Genomic DNA, 17,747 nt, shown 5'->3' with positions numbered 1-17,747 from the left:
CTCATATCTTCACGCAGACAAGCTGGGCGACGCAAAGGCCTTTGCCCGGATTGTTGGGATTGTTGCCTCCACTGTATCCCGGCATATCCTCGTCATCGTCATCGTCATCGTCATCGTCATCGCTCTGCGCAGCGGCCAGTGCTGCCTGCGCCGCCGCAATGTCTGCATCGCTGGTCTGCGGCAGGATGGCATCATATTTGTTGCAGGTCGACTGGCGCGCAGCTACGACGTTGTTGGTCGGCTCCTTCCCGATCTCGCGCGCGTCGCGCACGGTGTAGGCCGCTTCCTGCCGCAGTTCTTGCGGCTCCATGAACATCGTGCCGAACAGCGGTTCATAGGTATAGGTCAGCTCGACGTACATCACCGCCGTGCCCACGCTGGCGCTGATCTTGTCGCCCGGCGGGCCCATTCCCGCAAAGCCGGTGCCCGTGGCGCCGGTGCCCTGCGGCCCGTATTCGGAATCCTCGATCGCCATGCCCTTGCAGCGCTGCCACATGATGGTCTGGCCGCCGCTCGCATTGACCTCGAGGCTCGAGAGCACCGTTCGGCCGTCGTCGTAAAGCCCCGCTGCGCCTGCCTGGATCGAGGCGGCCTGAAACACGTCGTTGATCTGCTGCTCGTTGATCACCTTGGCCGCAAGATTCGAGTTGAGCGTGCCGATCCGCGATGCGTTGTCGGCCATGTTGAGCGCGATCTGGCTCATCTTCATCTGGGTGACGGCAAGGTTTGCAACCTCGACGCCGTAAAAGCCCAGGCCGATGAAGATCGGCAGCGAAAAGGCGAATTCGATGAGCGCAAGGCCGGATCGGTCGCGCCGCAGCGCGCGGGTGACTTTTCGGGTACGAGCAAATAGGCCGGGTTTTCCGGCCATGGGCGGGTTCGCCATCATGTGCAGATCACCTCTCTGGTTTCGGATGCCTGGTCGCCATAGGGCTGGTTGCGCAGCACCGTGGCCGCCGAGATTGTTGCCGTGCTGTCGACGCCGATCAGCGCATAGAGCGGAAACTTGCGCTGGTAGGTCATCCGCACGGTGTAGAGCACGACGTCGCGCGCACCACCGACCCCGTCCTTGCCAAGATCGCTATCCCACGACCCGTTGCCGTTCTCGTCGGTGAAGCATTCGCCTGGTTCGCGGGTCCCGTTGTTGTTCTGGTCGTCCAGCTCTTCGGGAAGGCCAACCTTGGCAAAGTCGCGATAGTTGCGGCGATCGTACGAGAAAGTCGCCCCTTCGCCCAGGCCGGCCAAGTTGGTCTTGATCTTGGCATCGAGCGTCGCGATCGAGCTGGCACCGGTTTCGAGCGCGGAATCGCGTCCCGCCTTCTGCACGGCGCCATCCAGGATCGCCCGCGCATAGACGGTGTAGCCCATGTCGAACACGCCGAGCAGCAGCATCAGGAACGTGGGGGCGATCAGGCCGAATTCGACCACGGTCACCCCGCGCCGATCCCGGCCCACGCGCTTCAGGAAGGCTGGCATACGGATCATCGGACGCATCACTTGGTCAGCCTCAGTTCCGAAATCTGCTTGGCAATGTTCTGGAACGCGGTGTTGAGCGAAGTGCTGTTCGCCGCGGTGTACGCGCTGCCCCCGCTGGCGCAGGTCTGCAGATCCGTGGTCAGAGTGGTGCCGAAAGCGATCACCCACAACCGGATACCCTTGCCCTTTATCGCCTCGCAGATCGCGAGATACCGGCGACGCTGCCGCTCGAGCTGGGTCGGGCTGGTGCTGCCGCCGGCGACGCGGCGGTCGTACATTTCCACACCGTACATGCTGGCCACGAAGTCATAGCTGGTCAGCGCGCCATCGGTCATGAAAATGAGGTGACGGCTGACCGATCCGGCATTGCCCGGATTGGCGTTGACAGTCGACTGGAACAGCCCCTGCGGCGATGCCAGGCGCGCGCCCCAGAGAAGACCGACGTCGTGATAGGTGCCGCCCACCGTGATGAGACCGTTGACATAGCTCTGCACCTGGTCGCGCGTCATCGTTGCCAGCAAAGTTGCCTTGCTGGGGCAGGCCGTATAGCCACCGCCATAGTTCTTGATGCTGGTCCCGTCGTTGCGGAAATAATACACATCCTCCCAATACGGCCGCCATTTGGTGGCATTGCTGCTGGGCACCGCATCGATGTTCAAGTCGTGCGCATTGCTGCTGCCGTCGACTGTGATGCCGTTGCTGCCATAAGCAATGGTAGAGCCCGCGATAGTGTCGCGTTCCTCGATGCAACCGCCCCAGCGGCTGGTGGCGCCGGTGGTTTCGCTGGGTATCGCGACCGCCGAGTTAGCTGTCTTGATCGAGCGCAGGAAGTCGTAGACCGGAAAGCTGTACTGGCCATATTCCCAGCGGGCGAAAGTGGCACCCGACTGCCAAACCGGAGACTCGACATAGGTCGTAGTCGTGGTGGTGGTGGTGGTTTCGACCACGGTCGTGCGCTTGCGCTTGCACTCGCGCCGATTGGTCCCGGACCAGGGTTGTGACTGTCCATTCCAAGTATGGGCCGTATATGTGATCGTGGTCTTCACATCGCCGTTTTCCACCACGATCGGCGAACCCTGGGGGTCAGGACGGAAATTCCACCCATCTGCCTGGTTGAAATTGACGTTGTCTGCATAGTTTTGGCATTTTGCGATGTTCAGGTTAGTACCATAAGTCTCGATCACCTCGCCGGTTTCGGTATCGACATCGACTTCGGTTTCGGTGACCGGAATGCTCCAAATCGGCCGCCGTGTCTGATAGGCCCAGGTCTCATCGGTATTACCCCCGATCAGCCATTGCGGATTCGCATCATAGAGCAACTCGCCCACATTGACGTTGGTCGAATAGGGCACGAACGAATAACGCAGCCGGGCATTGCTGCCGACGGAGGCGTTGGCCAGGGTGTCGTAAAAGCTCATTACCGAGTTGCGCAATGCGGTGATCTTGACGATCGAACCGCTGTTGCCCGTCGGGATGGAATCGGCCATCGAGCCCGTGACATCGAGCACGAAGGTAACGTCGGTGTTGCTGAGGTTCAGCTCGGCCTCGCAGCTGACGGCGATATCCAGCGTTTCCTTGCCGAACATGCCCATGATCGTCGTGGGCATGATCGTGGAGGCGGTGCCCAGTACCTTGCTGCTGCCGGTGGGGTTGTTGGTATTGAAAACCACGTTGGTGGTGCGGTTATAGCCCGCCTTGTAGTTGATATCGAAAAAGTCCTGCGCCTGTGCCTTGGCGGCGTCGGTGTAGTTGCCCGCGGCCATCGCGCGGCGACCGGCGAGCACGCCCGCGTCGCAGGCATGCTGGATGCGCGACTTGACCATATAGGCGCGGCTCATGTCGACCGCGCCGCCGATCATCGCGGCCATCGGCAGGATGCTGGCAGCCAGGATGGGCAGCACGTTGCCGCGCTTCGATCCGAGCAGCCGGCTCAGCCAGGGCCGCTTGGTCTCGGATGCAGCGGCGCTCGGCGCTGGGCTATCGTGGCGCTGGTGTTCGGTGTGGCGGATGGTCATGGTGTAGAAAATGCCCCTGAGACTTAGCGTGCCTTCTACGAGGACAATGGTAAGCAGCCCTCAAAGGGAGTTGGTTACCGCCAGGTTTACCTTGATCCGCCGCGCAAATTGGTGGATCGCGCGGGCCATGACCGCTCCGGAAGTCCCCGTTTCTCCGCTCGTGACGCTCGCGTCGGGCTATGGCGATGCGCAGATGCGCCGCTGGTGCCAGGCGCTGTTTGCCTTTGACGCGCAGATTGCCGGCATCGTGCTGCAGGCGCGCGAGGCAATGCTGGCTCAGATCAGATTGCAATGGTGGCATGACGTCATCGCCCAGCCCGCGGCGTCCCGTCCGTCCGCCAATCCCGTGCTCGCCGCGTTGCTGCCGCTGGAGGCCGAGGGTCTCGATCTGGCTGGCGCGCTGGGCGGCGTGATCCGCGGGTGGGAGGCGGCGCTTGATCGCGAGGATCCTGACGCCGTGGCCGAATTTGCGCGGGGAAGGGGGCAATTGCTCGCCGCGTTCGCGCCGATTGAGCAAGGCGCGGATGCAGCCGACCTTCAACGCATCGGCGAGGCCTGGGCCCTGTGGGACATGGTACGCTTCCACCGGCGGACCGAGGCGCTGGATGCAGCCGTGCGCGGCATCGACACGCAGGCTTTGGCACACGTATGGCTGCCCCGGCGGCTGCGGCCGCTGTCGATCATCGGACGCGCGGTCCAGCTTGACATCGCGCAGGGGCCGATGGATCGTCCCTGGGGCAGTCCGGGAGTGTTTGCCCGGCTGGTGTGGCACGGTTTGAGCGGCTGCTGACGGGCAGGCTCCCCGCGCCGGATGAGGGGGCAATGATGCGGATCCTGTTCGGTGGACTGGCGGCGATCGTGCTGCTGATCGGCGGCTTCTTCCTGATCCGCGCGCAGCAGCAGGATGACGAACTCGCCAATATTCCCGCGCCGCCGCCGCCCGTTCAGGACAGCGCGTTGCCGATCGCCGATCCCGGTGCGATGCGCGGTCCCGAGCCCCCGCAAGCCACCGAAATGACCCGCGAGCAGCGCCGTTTTGCCCGGTTCGATCGCAATGGCGACCGCATCATCACCCGCGAAGAGCTGCTCGCCAGCCGCACCAAGGCGTTCAAGGCGCTCGATCGCGATGGCAACAACCTGCTGACCTTCGAAGAATGGGCAGTGGCGACATCCGAGCGCTTTGCCGGGGCCGATGGCGATGGCAATGGGCGGCTCAGCCCCGAGGAGTTTGCCATCACCCGGCCCAAACGCGCCGTCCAGCGCTGCAAATGCTGATTGGTTAATCGCTATTCGGCGGCGATCGCCTCGGTCTCGCCCGCGATCCAGCGCTGCAGATCGGCGCGCGCGCGGGAGGTATAGGCCTCCTTGCGCTGCTTCTTGTGCACCTTGTCCTCGGGCGGCGGGAACAGTCCGAAATTGACGTTCATCGGCTGGAAGTCGCTGGCTTCCGCGCCACCGGTGATATGGCCCAGCAAAGCGCCCAGCGCCGTGGTGATCGGCGGGGTTTCGAGCGTGCGGCCCTGCAGTTCGGCTGCGGCAAAGCGCCCGGCCATCAGCCCGACGCTGGCGCTTTCGACATAGCCCTCGCACCCGGTCATCTGCCCGGCAAAGCGGATGTGCTGGGCGCTTTTCAGCCGCAGCTGGCCATCGAGCAGCCGGGGCGAATTGATGAAGGTGTTGCGGTGCAGCCCGCCCAGCCGGGCGAACTCGGCCTTTTCCAGCCCCGGGATGGTGCGGAACAACTCGACCTGCGCGCCATGCTTCAGTTTGGTCTGGAAGCCGACCATGTTCCACAAGGTGCCCAGCTTGTTGTCCTGGCGCAACTGGACGACCGCATAGGGCCAGCGGCCGGTGCGCGGATTGTCCAGGCCCACGGGCTTCATCGGTCCATAGCGAAGCGTTTCCACCCCGCGTGCCGCCATGACTTCGATCGGCATGCAGCCCTCGAAATAGGGCGTGTCCTTTTCCCACTGCTTGAACTCGGTCTTCTCGCCGTCGATCAGCCCTTGGTGGAAGGCAAGATACTGCTCCTTGTCCATCGGGCAGTTGATATAGTCCTTGCCGTCGCCTTCGGGCCCGACCTTGTCCCAGCGGCTGGCCATCCAGCAGATGTCCATGTCGATGCTGTCACGGTGGATGATCGGCGCAATGGCATCGAAGAATGCCAGCGCATCCTCGCCGGTCGCAGCGCCGATCGAGTGCGCAAGTTCCATGGCGGTGAGCGGCCCTGTCGCAACGACCGTTAGCCCGCTCTCGGGCAGCGTATCGATCCGCTCGCGAACGATATGGATATTGGGATGCTCCGCGAGCGCCTTGGTGACATTCGCCGAAAAGATGTCGCGATCGACCGCGAGCGCGGACCCGGCCGGCACCTTGGCGGTTTCCGCCGCCGCCATGATCAGCGAATTCAGCGTGCGCATTTCCTGGTGCAGCAGGCCGACGGCGTTGCGATCAGCATCGTCGGACCGGAAGCTGTTCGAGCAGACGAGCTCGGCCAGGCCATCGGTCTGGTGCGCCGGGGTCATGTTGTCGCCGCTGCCGCGCATTTCGGACAGGCGCACCCGGACGCCCGCCTGCGCGAGCTGCCAAGCCGCCTCAGAGCCTGCCAGGCCGCCGCCGATGATGTGAATCTGGTGATCGAATTCCTGTGTGCGTGTCATGGTCCCGCAGATAGCGCTTGATAACCGATTTGCCCAGCTTGCGTTGTATCGCGGATCGGTGCCATCACGCGACGGACAAGCAAGGGGAGCAAAATGGTCGTCAAACGCGCATTGGTGGAATCGCGGCCGTGGCTGCTGCTCAGCCTGCTGGCGTCGATCACCTATTATTTCGTCAGCGATGCGCCTATCCCGGGGCTGTACCTGATGCTCTGGAAGGGGCTTGGGGTGGGCTTTCTGGCGGTGTTCGCGTTCGTGCGACACCATTCGTTCGATGGCCGGCTGATCGGCGGGGCGATGACGCTGGGCGCGATCGGCGACATGCTGATCGAGATCGACATGATCTACGGCGCGGTCGCCTTCCTGATCGGCCACGTAATCGCGATTGCGCTGTATGCGCGGCACAGGCGGGCGTCGTTGACCTTCAGCCAGCGGCTGTTTGCGCTGCTGCTAGTGCCCGGCGTCGTGCTGATTGCCTGGGCGCTGCCGATGGATCGCAGCGGAGCAGGCGGCATCGCGCTGTACAGCCTCTTTCTCGCGGTCATGGCGGCGATGGCGTGGACCAGCGATTTCCCGCGCTATCGCGTCGGCACCGGCGCATTGATGTTCGTGGTGTCGGACCTGCTCATCTTGGCGCGACTGGGGCCGCTCGAAGGCTCGGCGATCCCCGACTGGCTGATCTGGCCGCTCTATTATTTCGGGCAGTTCCTGATCTGCACCGGGGTCATCCAGACGTTGCGTCACAAGGATCCGCGGGTCGCGGCTTGAGGCAAGTTCACGACAGTGTTATAACATCTGTATGAACAAGCCCCTCAAGCTCATCAAGATCGGCAACTCGACCGGGATCATCCTGCCCAAGGATATTCTGGCGCATCTCAACCTGTCGCAGGGGGATGAGGTGTCCGTGGTCAAGCAGGCTGATGGCATCGCGCTCAAATCGGCCGATCCTGATTTTGACAAGCAGATGGCCACTGCGCGCGACGTCATGGATCGTTATCGCAACGCACTGCGCGAACTGGCCAAGTGACATGCCCGACTGGATCTGGTTGCGGCAGGACGTCGTGCTCGCGTTGCACGATGAACAGATCGCGGAACATGGCGGACTGAGCGGAATTCGCGATCTGGCCCTGCTCGAAAGCGCACTGGGCCGGCCGATCAATCTCGCGGCTTATGGTGAACCCGATGCAGCGGATCTGGCAGCTGCTTATGCCTTCGGGTTGGCGCGCAATCACCCCTTCAGTGATGGGAACAAGCGCACCGCGGCGGTCGTTTCGCTGACGTTTCTGCTTCTCAACGACGTACAGTTTGCGATCACCGAGGCTGAGCTGGTCGTGATGACGCTGGCACTCGCCGCAGGCGACCTGTCCGAAGACGAGGTCGCCCGCTGGTTCCGCGATCATAGCGTATAACGCGGCCGAGCCTTATTCCTCGGCGGGCGCAGTGCCTTCCGCATCCTCGCCTTCGCTGTTGTCCCCTGCCTCGCCATTGTCCTCTTCTGCGATGCGCGCGGCGCTGACCACGTGTTCGTTATCGGCCACGTTGAACAGCCGCACACCGGCCGAATTGCGGCCGATGACGCGCATGGTCGAAAGGCTCAGGCGAATGAGCTTGGCCTGATCGGTGACCAGCATCAGCTGGTCGGACTGGTGCGCCGGGAAGCTCGCCAGCACCGGGCCGTTGCGATCGATATTGTCGATATTGGTGATGCCCTGGCCGCCGCGACCGGTCTTGCGATATTCATAGGCCGACGACAGCTTGCCATAGCCGTTGGCGCAGACGGTGAGCAGGAACTGCTCGGCCTCGGCAAATTCGGTCACGCGTTCGGGCGGCAACGTCGGTTCGGCCTCGTTGCCCTTCCAGGGTGCTGCGCGCAGATAGTCGTCGCGTTCCTCGGTGGTGGCCTCGAAGCCCGACAGGATCGACAGCGAGATCACCTCGTCGCCCTCGCGCAGCGTCATGCCGCGTACCCCGGTCGAGGTGCGACTCTGGAATTCGCGGACATCGGTGGCGGCAAAGCGGATCGCCTTGCCCTGGCGGGTGGCGAGCAGCACGTCGTCGCCCTCGGTCAGCAGCGCCACGCCGATCAGCCGGTCGTCCGACCCCTCGTCGAAGCGCATCGCGATCTTGCCGTTCGAGGGAATGTTGGTGAACGCGTCCATCGAGTTGCGGCGCACGGTGCCGTTGGCGGTGGCGAACATCACGTGCAGATCGGACCAGGTGCTCTCGTCCTCAGGCAGCGGCAGCACGGTCTGGATGGTCTCGCCCTGCGCCAGCGGCAGCAGGTTGATCATCGGCCGTCCGCGCGTCGCAGGTCCGCCCTCGGGCAGGCGCCACACCTTCTTGCGATAGACCTTGCCGTGCGTGGAGAAGAACAGCACCGGCGTGTGCGTCGAGGTCACGAACATGCTGGTGACAGCATCCTCGTCCTTGGTCGCCATGCCCGATCGGCCCTTGCCGCCGCGCGCCTGTGCGCGGAAAGCCTCGAGCGGGGTGCGCTTGATATAGCCCTGCAGGGTGACGGTGACGACCATCTCCTCGCGCTCGATCAGGTCCTCGTCGTCGATGCCATCAGCAGCGGGTGCGATCATCGACAGGCGCGGGGTGGCGAATTCGTCGCGCACCGCGATCAGCTCTTCCTTGAGCACTTCGTATAGCTTGGCGCGGTCGCTGAGGATCGCCAGGTACTCGGCGATCGCCACGGCCAGTGCGCTCAGTTCGTTGCCGATCTCGTCGCGGCCCAGCGCCGTCAGACGATGCAGGCGCAGATCGAGGATCGCGCGGACCTGCGCATCGCTCAGGCGATAGATATCGCCTTCCAGCTCGCCCTCGATCGCCTCGACCAGCTTGATGTACTGCGCGATCTCGCCAATTGGCCATTCGCGCGCCAGCAATGCGGCACGCGCCTCGGCAGGCGAGGCCGATCCGCGAATGATCTTGACGACTTCGTCCATGTTGGTGACCGCAACCACCAGACCCAGCAAGATGTGCGCGCGGTCACGCGCCTTGGCGAGCTCGTACTTGGTGCGGCGGGTGATCACCTGCTCGCGGAACTGGACGAACGCCTCGATGATGTCCTTGAGGCTGAGCACTTCGGGACGGCCGCCACGAATGGCGAGCATGTTCGCCGGGAAGGACGACTGCGCCGGGCTGTAGCGCCAGATCTGGTTGAGCACGACCTCGGGTGAGGCATCGCGCTTGAGATCGATGACGATGCGGACGCCCAGCCGATTGGACTCGTCGCGAATGTCGCTGACGCCCTCGATCCGCGCTTCCTTGCCCTTGGCGGCTTCGGCGATGGTTTCGACCAGCGCGTTCTTGCCGACCTGATAGGGGATCGAGGTGAGCACGATCGAGCGGCGGTCGCCGCGGCCTTCCTCGATGGTGTGGCGCGCGCGCATGATGATCGATCCGCGCCCCTTCTGGTACGCGGCGCGTGCGCCCGACTGACCGAGGATCAGCGGTGCGGTCGGGAAGTCGGGCCCCGGGATGATCTTCATCAGATCATCGAGCTCGATCATCGGGTTCTCGATCCAGGCGAGGCAGCCGTCGATCACTTCACCCAGATTGTGCGGCGGAATGTTGGTCGCCATGCCGACGGCGATGCCGCCTGCGCCATTGACCAGCAGATTAGGAAAGCGCGCGGGCAGAACCTGTGGCTCCTGGCGAGACCCATCATAGTTCGGGATGAAGTCGACGGTATCCTTCTCGATATCCTCGAGAAGCTTGAGCGCGACCTTGCTGAGCCGCGCTTCGGTGTACCGCATCGATGCCGGGGCATCGGGGTCCATCGATCCGAAATTGCCCTGGCCGTCGACCAGAGGCACGCGCATCGCCCAATCCTGCGACATGCGCGCCAGGGCCATGTAGATCGAGCTGTCGCCGTGCGGGTGATAGTTACCCATCACGTCACCGACGATCTTGGCCGACTTGCGATAGGGCTTGCCCGCGACGAAACCGCCTTCGTGGCTGGCGTAGAGGATGCGGCGGTGGACCGGCTTCAGGCCATCGCGGACATCGGGCAGGGCGCGGCTGACGATGACCGACATCGCGTAATCCAGATAGCTGGACCGCATCTCGTCAACGATGTCGATGCGTTCGATTTCGGTGGGTTCCGCAGGTGCGGTGGTATCGTTCATTCCATACGCCTTAATTGCTTTTGTGACGCTTTTGCGTCCCCTGTCGCTCTAGGCGACAGGGGGTCAAAATGCCAGCTTTTGCGGGTCTTGAGCCGCTATTTTTCAACAGGAAAAACAGCTGCTTGAGGGTTTGGACTTGTCAGGGCTGGATGGCGCTGCCGTCGAAGGCAAAGATGCCCCCCGAATCGGCCGGAGAAAGCCCTGCCAGCGCATCGAGAAGGCAGCTGGCGCTATGGTCCGCATCGAACAGTCGGCCTTCGGCGACATTGCCCTGAAACGGCTGGCTGAGCGGTGTGTCGACGGTGCCGGGGTGCAATGCGACGCAGATCGCCTGGTCGTTGCGGCGGCCCCATTCGATCGCGATGTTGCGGATCGTCATGTGCAGCGCCGCCTTGGCCGCGCGATAGCCGTACCAGCCGCCCAGGCGATTGTCCGAGATGCTGCCGACCCGCGCGCCGATCGCCGCGAACAGGGCAGGGGCCTTGCGCGGCATCAGCGGGACGAAATGCTTGGCGACCAGCGCCGGGCCGATGGTGTTGACCGCAAAGTTGCGCGCCATCCAGGCAGGGTCGATATCCTTCAGGCTCTTCTCGGGCCCCTTGCCATCAGCGTGCAGCAGCCCGGTGGCGACGATCACGCGATCGGGCGCGATCCCTTCATCGCGCAGATGCGCAGCGGCAGCCGCGATGCTCGCCTCGTTCTCGAGATCGAGGTGCAACGGCCCTGCAAAGCTGCGCGCAAAGCCCGTGACGCTATCCCCGCGCGCCTCTGCCTGGCGCATGAGCGCAGCGCCGATGCCACCCGACGCGCCGATGATGACCGTGTTGCGGCTCATGCGCGGACGAACCGCCAGATAGAATCGTCGCTGGCATCGGCATCGAAGCGATAGCCATCGCTGTCGAAGCCCTTGAGCGCTTCAGGATCGCTGTGCCGGTTCTCGCACAGGAACCGCGCTGCCATGCCGCGTGCGCGCTTGGCATCGAAGCTGACGAAGCGTGGGCCCTTGGGTCCCTGCTGGCGGAAGTCGGCAGTGACGATGCGGATACCGCGCCGCGCGAGGCCCTTTTCGGCAGCGGCGAAATATTCCTGGCTGGCAAGGTTGACCACCGTATCGCCGCTGCTGGCAGACAGGTCCTCTGCGATGGCGGCGGCGATCCGGTCCCCCCAATAGGCGACCAAAGACTTGTGCCGAGGCGCCCAGCGTGTCCCCATTTCAAGGCGATAGGGGCGGATGGTGTCAAAGGGTCTGAGCAGGCCGTACAGGCCGGACAGGATGCGGACATGATCCTGCGCGAAGCTGAGCGCGGGCTCGTCGAGCGTGCGCGCAGCAAGGCCGGTATAGACATCGCCGTTGAAGGCGAATGCCGCCGGGCGTTCCGGCTGGTCGTGAAAGCCGCGATAGCGCGCGTAATTGAGCTCGATCAGCGCATCGGACACCGGCATGATCTGCTTGAGCCTGGCCTTGCTGAGCCGCGCCGCCGAGCGCACCAGTCGCTCTGCCTCGGGTTCGAAGCGCAAGGGCGTGGGCTGGACCTCGGGTGCGGGCGAATCGAAATCGAGCGATTTGGCGGGGGACAGAAGGATGATCATAGGCGGCGGCGAATAGCGCAGCCTCGCGCCGGATGCAAAGCGCCTTGCGCGCAAGGCCCCGCGCGCCCGCGCAAGCGCCGACAGACGACGTGCGAAGGGCTTTTTGGGCAGGAACCGCAAAGCCCGGTTGTTCGTTTCTGCCGGAGCCATTAAGGACGGCTTCATCAAGCGCCCGTCAAACGGGCGGGCATCATCGGCACGCCTGTGGCCGTGTTTTTAGTTCGGAGGATAACATGCGTCGCATTTCCCGTTTCAACATGGCTCTGATGCTGGCTCTGGCCGGAACCACGGCTGTCTCGCTGGCGCTGCCGGTCGATGGAGCCTTTGCTCAGCGTACCGAGAAGAAGGGCAAGAAGGGCAAGGAAGAAGCCCCGCAGCTCGAGCTGAGCCCCGAGTTCCGCAATTCCTTCGCGGCCGCGCAGACCGCGTTCGGCGCCAACGACCTCGTGACGGCCGAGACCAGCCTCACCCAGGCTGCCGCCATTGCCGCAAGCGCGGACGAGAAATATCTGACCGGCAAGATGATGCTGCAGATCGGTCTGAAGAAGCAGGACGAGGCAATGCAGATGAAGGGCGTCGAAACCGCGCTTGCCAGCGGCAAGTCCACCGAAGGCGAAGTGCGCACGTTCAACAGCTTCATCGGCGAAAAGGCGCTGGTAAAGAACGACTTCGCCCGCGCCCGCACCTATCTCACCGCTGCCGTGCAGGCCGGACAGAACAGCCCGGTCAACCTGTTCCAGCTCGCCGAAGCGCACTTTGGCGAGGCCATCGCCAAGTCGGGCGGCCGCAGCATCGATGCGACCAACGCACCGCTGGCGGCGCAGGGTCTGCCGTATCTGCAGCGCGCGGTCGAAGCGCAGCTGGCGGGTGACAAGCAGTACGCGCCCAGCTGGGCCAAGCGAGGCTTCCAGATCGCGCGTGCGACCAAGAGCGACAGCACCACCTGGGCCCAGCTGCTGCTGCGCGCCGACAGCGGCAAGGGCGCCTGGAACGAGGTGGTTCGGGCCGTGCAGGGCGACAACCGCAACTTCACCAGCGAACAGAGCCTCGATGCGATGCGTCTGCTGCGCATGGTCGGCGGTCTGAACAGCGCCAGCGATTATCAGGAATATATCGAAGCGGCAGGCGCCGCGCGTCGCCCGACCGAGGTCATCGCGCTGATCGAGGAAGGCAAGGCGGCTGGCGTCATCACCGACGGCAATGCTACCTTCAAGGAGGCGCTGACCACAGCCAACACCAACCGCGGCGACTATATCGCGACCCTGCCTGATTCGGTGCGGGATTCGCGTGGCAAGGCGACCGCCACCGTGACGCTCGCCACGGCTGACGCGCTGCTGGCCAACAAGCAATATGCCGAAGCCGAAGAGCTGGCCGCGCTCGCGCTGACCAAGAATGTCGAAGACAAGGAGCGTGCGATGATGGTGCAGGCCATCGCGCAGGTGGCGCAGGGCAAGTACGACCCCGCCAAGCAGACGCTCGCGGGCGTGACCGGCGTGCGTGCTCCCTTGGCCAAGCTGTGGACGCTGTACATCGATCAGAAGTCGGGCGCAGCCGCGCCCGCGGCGCCGGCGGCCTGATCGCACCCTGACGACCGGAAAAAAGGAGCGGCAGGCCTGGCATCGCGCCGGGCCTGCCGTTTTCATGGAGCAGACAGCGACGGCTCCCGAGCGACCGTCATTCGTCGAGCGGGACGCCCGGCTGCTGCTTGGACGTGCGGATGGTCAGCGAGGTCTTGACGCTGGCGACATTGGCTGCAGGCGTCAGCTTCGAGGTCAGGAACGCCTGGAATTCCTGCAGATCGCGCGCGACGATCTTCAGGATGAAGTCGATCTCGCCGTTCAGCATATGGCATTCGCGCACCTGCGGCAGCGTGCTGACATGCTCCTCGAAGGCCTTGAGATCGCTCTCGGCCTGGCTCTTGAGGCTGACCATCGCGAACACCGTGATGGCAAAGCCCAGCTTCTGCGGGTCGATATCGGCGTGATAGCCCCGGATGATCCCCGATTCCTCGAGCGCGCGGACCCGGCGCAGGCAGGGGGGGGCGGTCAAACCGACCCGGCTGGCCAGCTCCACATTGGTGATCCGGCCTTCATCCTGAAGTCGGGTCAGCAACTGCCGGTCGATATGGTCCAGACTTGACACGATTTTTCCCCTGGCTTTTCTATGGATCGCGGCATTTGCAGCCATTTTCGAACATGGCCCACGCGCGCAACCTGTGGTCTTTTCGTCCCTGACAGAAACATTCCGCAACAAGACGCCACCCATCTATAATATAATTATTCAGTAACGCAATTGTCCCACATTGCGACGCGACAAAAAGCGCCCTTTCGCAGGTGAGTTGCTCTGGCTATCCCTTGTCGCAGCGGTGCGGCACGGTGTATCGCCGTCGCCCTGCCTGAATGCCGACGTACCGCCGATTGAGGACTGCTAGCCGCTTATGCGATATGATGACCGCCTTTCGACCGTACTGGCCGGCGCAGTTCCTGCCGGGTCGGCGGCGGTGGCGCAATACCGCCAGCTGGTCGACATCCTGGGGCAGATCGCAGGCGATGATGTCGATTCCCGCCACGCGTCCGCGCTCGCGCGCATCCATCTGCTGCGTCCGGCCGTCACCGATGCCGAGCGGCTGCTGACCGTGCAGTGCCTGTCCGGGCGGCTGGTCTCTCCGGTCCTGATCCAGTATCTGGCCGCAGAGCGCCCCGATATCGCCAGCGCCGCCATCCGCGCGGCCCGGCTCAGCGATGATCAATGGGCCGCGTTGGTGCCGGCGCTGCCCACCCGGGCGCGGGGCTTCCTGCGCAATCGGCGCGATCTGGGCGCGCGCACCCGGGCGCTGCTCGATCAGCTGGGTTTGTACGACACGGCCTTGCCCGATGCGGCCGCCGCGATCCCGGATCACGCCGCAGCACCGCACGTTGCTGCGACCTGCGCAGCGCAAGAGGCGATCGCGAGCGAGCCTGCCGCCGAATCCGTGATGGCCGAAGCGGTGCCGGCGATCACCGAAATCGTGGCCGTGACCGAGCCCGAGCCCGAGCCCGAAGCCGAACATCCCGCCGCACCCGAGCTTCAGCCCGAACCCGAACTGCAACCCGAACCAGTGCCCGAACCCGCAGCGGCATCCGGCGGACCCCAGAGCATCGGCGAAATCGTCAAGCGGATCGAGGCGCTGCAGGAAGTCCGCATCCGTCAGGCGATGGAAGACCGCCCCGCCTTTTCGGCCCAGGGCTGGGGTCTGGTCGAAAACGCCGTTGCGGACGGCGAAGCAGCACAGGCCGAGGAGCCGCGCGGCCCTGCGATCGCGAACGATGTCGAGGCTGGCGGCTGGCCGCAGGGGCACCAGCATTTCCAGTTCGCCACCGGGGTCGATGGCGCGATCGCCAGCACCCAGGGCATGCTGCTGTGCATGGTGCATGGCCTGTCGCTGGCGATGCCTGCAATGGCCGGATTTCGCGGTGTCGATGCGGCGGTTTCGACCGCGTTCAGCCGCCGCATGCCCATTCGCGGCGGGCGCGCCGATCTGGGCAGCGCCGCATCGCTGGCAGGCGAATGGCGGGTGGATGCCGATCCGTGCTTCGATCGCGCGACCGGCCGTTTCGTCGGCTATAGCGGCACTCTGCGGCGTCCGATGCCGTGGGAAAGCGCCGGGCCCGAAGCGGGCGGCCAGGGTCTGGCCGGGCGCGACGGACTGCGCCAGATCGTTCACGAACTGCGCACCCCGCTCAACGCGATCATGGGCTTTTCCGAGATCATCGAACAGCAGCTGTTCGGGCCGGTGGCATCCGAATATCGCGAGATGGCGCAGCGGATCCGCCAGGATGCGCGCCAGCTGCTCAGCGGCTTTGACGATCTCGACACCGCGCTCAGGCTCGATCGCAACGCGATCGATGATCCTGCCGGTCATGTGCCGCTGAGCGAACTGGCCGACCGGCTTTCGGCGCGGGTTCAGCCCTTGCTCGATTATGCGGGCGCGCAGCTCGATATCGGTTCGCTGCCGCCCGGCGCGGTCATTGCGATGTCGGCGCAGGCGCTGGACCGCATCGTTCCGCGACTGGCCGGCGCGCTGATCGGCAGCTGCACGCCCGGCGAGACGATCGTGCTGCAGTGTTCGGCCGCCGCGCAGACTATCGATCTCAGCTTCAGCCGACCGCTTTCGCTCGCAGGCCTGGACGAGGACCGGCTGTTCGATGTCGACCGCACCGATGCCGCGCAGGGCGATGGCGGTCCGCTGCTGGGCCTGGGTTTCTGCCTGCGCCTGGTGCGCAATCTGCTCGCCAGCCATGGCGGACAGCTGACCATCGAGGTCGATGCTCTGCGCTTGACCTTGCCCAGTGCCGGGATTAGCGCAGAAGCTGCGCGCTCGTAAGCGGGAGGAGCGTGGCTGGGGTGGTGCCAGGGGGGGCACCCTGCCCATGTTTGCGACGCTGCGAGACCGAAGCGAATGACCTTTGCAAGATTGCCGGGAAAGGATGATTTCGTCCGTTTCTCGCCCGATGTCGGCCCACGGTATCTCGTCACGGTGGATGTCGAGGAAGAATTCGACTGGACCAAGCCGATCGAGCGCGAAGGCTATTCGCTTGAGGCGCTCGAGGCGATCACCGATTTTCAGACATTGTGTGAAGAATATGGCGTAAAGCCTTTGTATCTGGTCGATTGGCCGATCATTTCCGATCCGCGCGGCAAGCAAATCTATGGTCAGTTCGTGCGCGAAGGCCGGGCCGAAGTGGGGATCCAGCTGCACCCCTGGGTCAATCCGCCGTTCGACGAGGAAGTGACCCAGCGCAACACTTATGCCGGCAACCTGCCGGTGGAACTGGAGCGCGCCAAGTTCTTCGCGCTGCGCGATGCGATCACCGAGGCGACCGGCACCCAGCCGATCGCCTATCGTGCCGGGCGCTATGGCATCGGCCCGCAGACGCTCAACCTGCTGCGCGAGGCCGGGGTGCGGTTCGATACGTCGGTGCGTGCCAATTTCGATTACAGCAAGGCCGAAGGGCCGGATTTCTCGCAATATCCGCTCGAGCCCTATTGGCTCGACAAGAGCCTCGGGATCGTCGAGCTGCCGGTCACATCGGTGTTCTGGGGGCTGCTGCGCCGCCAGGGGGCGTTGTTTCCGCTGGCGCAGATGGCGGGTGTCACCAAGTCGCTGATGGCACGCGGGCGGCTGCTTGAACGGATATCGCTGACGCCCGAGGGCATATCTGTCGAAGAGGTCATCCGCGGCATCGACATCGCGCTCGACGATGGCCTGCCGATCCTCAATTTCTCGTTCCATTCGCCCTCGCTCAAGGCGGGCTACACGCCCTATGTGCGCAAGGATGAGGACGTGGCGGCGTTCTACGACTGGTGGCACCGGGTGCTGTCCTATCTGGCGCAGCGCGGGGTGCAGCCGACCAGCATCGCCGGAATCGAGGCCAGCATCCTGCGCTGACGGGCGCGCGGCGGAGGGATGAAACCGCGGCAAAGCCGTTTTCCCGCTTGCCATGTCGCCCCGCGCTGGGCTAACCGCGCCTCTGGCACAGCCGGGACGGGCCTGTAGCTCAGTTGGTTAGAGCTGGCCGCTCATAACGGCTAGGTCGGGGGTTCGAGTCCCTCCGGGCCCACCAGCCTGTCCCGATCCGGACCGCCAGGGACCGGAAGGGGCTCGCAGGCAGGGGCCATCGGTCAGCCGTTCAGGCTGATCAGTCAAGGGCCCGCCGAACAGCGGCGCGGCCTGAAATTGGTTCGGGGAGTGGCGCAGCCTGGTAGCGCGTCTGCTTTGGGAGCAGAGGGTCGCAGGTTCGAATCCTGTCTCCCCGACCATTTTATCTCTAAAACCCAGGGAAATCAGCCTGTTAGTATGGGCTGATGGGTTTTTTGATCACACGACCACTACA

At 64.2% G+C, this 17,747-nt stretch carries 16 protein-coding genes and 2 tRNA genes; 10 read left to right on the top strand and 8 right to left on the bottom strand.

Going from position 1 to position 17,747, the window contains the following annotated elements; genetic code table 11:
- Position 1: 1 nt before the first annotated feature.
- The 3 genes from LI72_RS06925 to LI72_RS06915 are packed head-to-tail and all read right to left on the bottom strand — an operon-like array spanning position 2 to position 3,491.
- Positions 2-871: a TadE/TadG family type IV pilus assembly protein gene (locus tag LI72_RS06925; RefSeq protein ID WP_156139515.1), complete on the bottom strand. Its 870-nt coding sequence runs from the start codon at positions 869-871 to the stop codon at positions 2-4.
- Positions 872-885: 14 nt separating this feature from the next.
- Positions 886-1,485: a TadE/TadG family type IV pilus assembly protein gene (locus LI72_RS06920; RefSeq protein WP_231562388.1), complete on the bottom strand. Its 600-nt coding sequence runs from the start codon at positions 1,483-1,485 to the stop codon at positions 886-888.
- An 8-nt stretch (positions 1,486-1,493) separates the two neighbouring features.
- Complete coding sequence (locus LI72_RS06915) at positions 1,494-3,491, bottom strand: pilus assembly protein (protein WP_052129572.1); 1,998 nt, start codon at positions 3,489-3,491, stop codon at positions 1,494-1,496.
- 127 nt (positions 3,492-3,618) lie between these two features.
- Here LI72_RS06915 and LI72_RS06910 point away from each other — a divergent pair, with 127 nt between their 5' ends.
- Positions 3,619-4,281, top strand: coding sequence for a squalene/phytoene synthase family protein (locus LI72_RS06910; protein ID WP_033925006.1), 663 nt, complete (start codon positions 3,619-3,621; stop codon positions 4,279-4,281).
- 32 nt (positions 4,282-4,313) lie between these two features.
- The gene (locus tag LI72_RS06905; protein ID WP_033925405.1) at positions 4,314-4,766 is read left to right on the top strand and encodes an EF-hand domain-containing protein; all 453 of its coding nucleotides are present in this window, start codon (positions 4,314-4,316) and stop codon (positions 4,764-4,766) included.
- An 11-nt stretch (positions 4,767-4,777) separates the two neighbouring features.
- On the opposite strand, the gene trmFO is transcribed toward LI72_RS06905, so the two are convergent.
- On the bottom strand, positions 4,778-6,151 hold the full coding sequence (gene trmFO / locus LI72_RS06900; protein WP_033925005.1) for a methylenetetrahydrofolate--tRNA-(uracil(54)-C(5))-methyltransferase (FADH(2)-oxidizing) TrmFO: 1,374 nt from the start codon (positions 6,149-6,151) through the stop codon (positions 4,778-4,780).
- Between the two features lie 93 nt (positions 6,152-6,244).
- Here trmFO and LI72_RS06895 point away from each other — a divergent pair, with 93 nt between their 5' ends.
- The 3 genes from LI72_RS06895 to LI72_RS06885 are packed head-to-tail and all read left to right on the top strand — an operon-like array spanning position 6,245 to position 7,557.
- On the top strand, positions 6,245-6,916 hold the full coding sequence (locus tag LI72_RS06895) for a lysoplasmalogenase (protein WP_033925004.1): 672 nt from the start codon (positions 6,245-6,247) through the stop codon (positions 6,914-6,916).
- A gap of 31 nt (positions 6,917-6,947) precedes the next feature.
- Positions 6,948-7,175 (top strand): AbrB/MazE/SpoVT family DNA-binding domain-containing protein, encoded by a 228-nt coding sequence (locus LI72_RS06890; protein WP_033925003.1) that lies wholly within the window; start codon positions 6,948-6,950, stop codon positions 7,173-7,175.
- A gap of 1 nt (position 7,176) precedes the next feature.
- Positions 7,177-7,557, top strand: coding sequence for a type II toxin-antitoxin system death-on-curing family toxin (locus LI72_RS06885; RefSeq protein WP_033925002.1), 381 nt, complete (start codon positions 7,177-7,179; stop codon positions 7,555-7,557).
- Between the two features lie 12 nt (positions 7,558-7,569).
- Here the strand turns inward: LI72_RS06885 and gyrA are convergent, their stop codons facing one another.
- The 3 genes from gyrA to LI72_RS06870 all read right to left on the bottom strand — a co-directional run bounded on the left by gyrA (position 7,570) and on the right by LI72_RS06870 (position 11,874).
- Entirely contained in the window at positions 7,570-10,284 is a 2,715-nt protein-coding gene (gene gyrA / locus LI72_RS06880) for a DNA gyrase subunit A (RefSeq protein ID WP_033925001.1), read from the bottom strand.
- 139 nt (positions 10,285-10,423) lie between these two features.
- The gene (locus LI72_RS06875; protein WP_033925000.1) at positions 10,424-11,119 is read right to left on the bottom strand and encodes an SDR family oxidoreductase; all 696 of its coding nucleotides are present in this window, start codon (positions 11,117-11,119) and stop codon (positions 10,424-10,426) included.
- Positions 11,116-11,874, bottom strand: coding sequence for a YaaA family protein (locus tag LI72_RS06870; protein WP_033925404.1), 759 nt, complete (start codon positions 11,872-11,874; stop codon positions 11,116-11,118). Before LI72_RS06870 ends, LI72_RS06875 begins: the two co-directional genes overlap by 4 nt.
- 233 nt (positions 11,875-12,107) lie before the next feature.
- Here LI72_RS06870 and LI72_RS06865 point away from each other — a divergent pair, with 233 nt between their 5' ends.
- On the top strand, positions 12,108-13,451 hold the full coding sequence (locus LI72_RS06865; RefSeq protein ID WP_156139514.1) for a hypothetical protein: 1,344 nt from the start codon (positions 12,108-12,110) through the stop codon (positions 13,449-13,451).
- A 97-nt stretch (positions 13,452-13,548) separates the two neighbouring features.
- On the opposite strand, the gene LI72_RS06860 is transcribed toward LI72_RS06865, so the two are convergent.
- Entirely contained in the window at positions 13,549-14,016 is a 468-nt protein-coding gene (locus tag LI72_RS06860; protein ID WP_033924998.1) for an Lrp/AsnC family transcriptional regulator, read from the bottom strand.
- A gap of 295 nt (positions 14,017-14,311) precedes the next feature.
- Here LI72_RS06860 and LI72_RS06855 point away from each other — a divergent pair, with 295 nt between their 5' ends.
- The 4 genes from LI72_RS06855 (at position 14,312) to LI72_RS06840 (ending at position 17,673) form a co-directional block, all read left to right on the top strand.
- On the top strand, positions 14,312-16,237 hold the full coding sequence (locus LI72_RS06855) for a sensor histidine kinase (RefSeq protein ID WP_033924997.1): 1,926 nt from the start codon (positions 14,312-14,314) through the stop codon (positions 16,235-16,237).
- A 75-nt stretch (positions 16,238-16,312) separates the two neighbouring features.
- A complete protein-coding gene (locus LI72_RS06850) occupies positions 16,313-17,302 on the top strand; it encodes a polysaccharide deacetylase family protein (RefSeq protein ID WP_033924996.1) in 990 nt (329 codons plus the stop codon).
- 98 nt (positions 17,303-17,400) lie between these two features.
- Positions 17,401-17,477 (top strand) — tRNA-Ile (locus LI72_RS06845).
- 119 nt (positions 17,478-17,596) lie between these two features.
- Positions 17,597-17,673: transfer RNA gene (locus LI72_RS06840), tRNA-Pro, on the top strand.
- Positions 17,674-17,747 lie beyond the last annotated feature (74 nt).

The organism is Sphingomonas sp. 35-24ZXX, assembly GCF_000786215.1.
In the GTDB taxonomy this organism is placed as follows: Bacteria; Pseudomonadota; Alphaproteobacteria; order Sphingomonadales; family Sphingomonadaceae; genus Blastomonas.
The sequence above is the reverse complement of the archived record's forward strand: the minus strand, read 5'-3'. Positions and strand labels throughout refer to the sequence as shown.

Coding starts and splice junctions, on each gene's coding strand:
- LI72_RS06925 (WP_156139515.1), bottom strand. CDS start 871: ATGGCCGGAAAACCCGGCCTATTTGCTCGTACCCGAAAAGTCACCCGC.
- LI72_RS06920 (WP_231562388.1), bottom strand. CDS start 1,485: ATGATCCGTATGCCAGCCTTCCTGAAGCGCGTGGGCCGGGATCGGCGC.
- LI72_RS06915 (WP_052129572.1), bottom strand. CDS start 3,491: ATGACCATCCGCCACACCGAACACCAGCGCCACGATAGCCCAGCGCCG.
- LI72_RS06910 (WP_033925006.1), top strand. CDS start 3,619: ATGACCGCTCCGGAAGTCCCCGTTTCTCCGCTCGTGACGCTCGCGTCG.
- LI72_RS06905 (WP_033925405.1), top strand. CDS start 4,314: ATGATGCGGATCCTGTTCGGTGGACTGGCGGCGATCGTGCTGCTGATC.
- trmFO (WP_033925005.1), bottom strand. CDS start 6,151: ATGACACGCACACAGGAATTCGATCACCAGATTCACATCATCGGCGGC.
- LI72_RS06895 (WP_033925004.1), top strand. CDS start 6,245: ATGGTCGTCAAACGCGCATTGGTGGAATCGCGGCCGTGGCTGCTGCTC.
- LI72_RS06890 (WP_033925003.1), top strand. CDS start 6,948: ATGAACAAGCCCCTCAAGCTCATCAAGATCGGCAACTCGACCGGGATC.
- LI72_RS06885 (WP_033925002.1), top strand. CDS start 7,177: ATGCCCGACTGGATCTGGTTGCGGCAGGACGTCGTGCTCGCGTTGCAC.
- gyrA (WP_033925001.1), bottom strand. CDS start 10,284: ATGAACGATACCACCGCACCTGCGGAACCCACCGAAATCGAACGCATC.
- LI72_RS06875 (WP_033925000.1), bottom strand. CDS start 11,119: ATGAGCCGCAACACGGTCATCATCGGCGCGTCGGGTGGCATCGGCGCT.
- LI72_RS06870 (WP_033925404.1), bottom strand. CDS start 11,874: ATGATCATCCTTCTGTCCCCCGCCAAATCGCTCGATTTCGATTCGCCC.
- LI72_RS06865 (WP_156139514.1), top strand. CDS start 12,108: ATGCGTCGCATTTCCCGTTTCAACATGGCTCTGATGCTGGCTCTGGCC.
- LI72_RS06855 (WP_033924997.1), top strand. CDS start 14,312: ATGCGATATGATGACCGCCTTTCGACCGTACTGGCCGGCGCAGTTCCT.
- LI72_RS06850 (WP_033924996.1), top strand. CDS start 16,313: ATGACCTTTGCAAGATTGCCGGGAAAGGATGATTTCGTCCGTTTCTCG.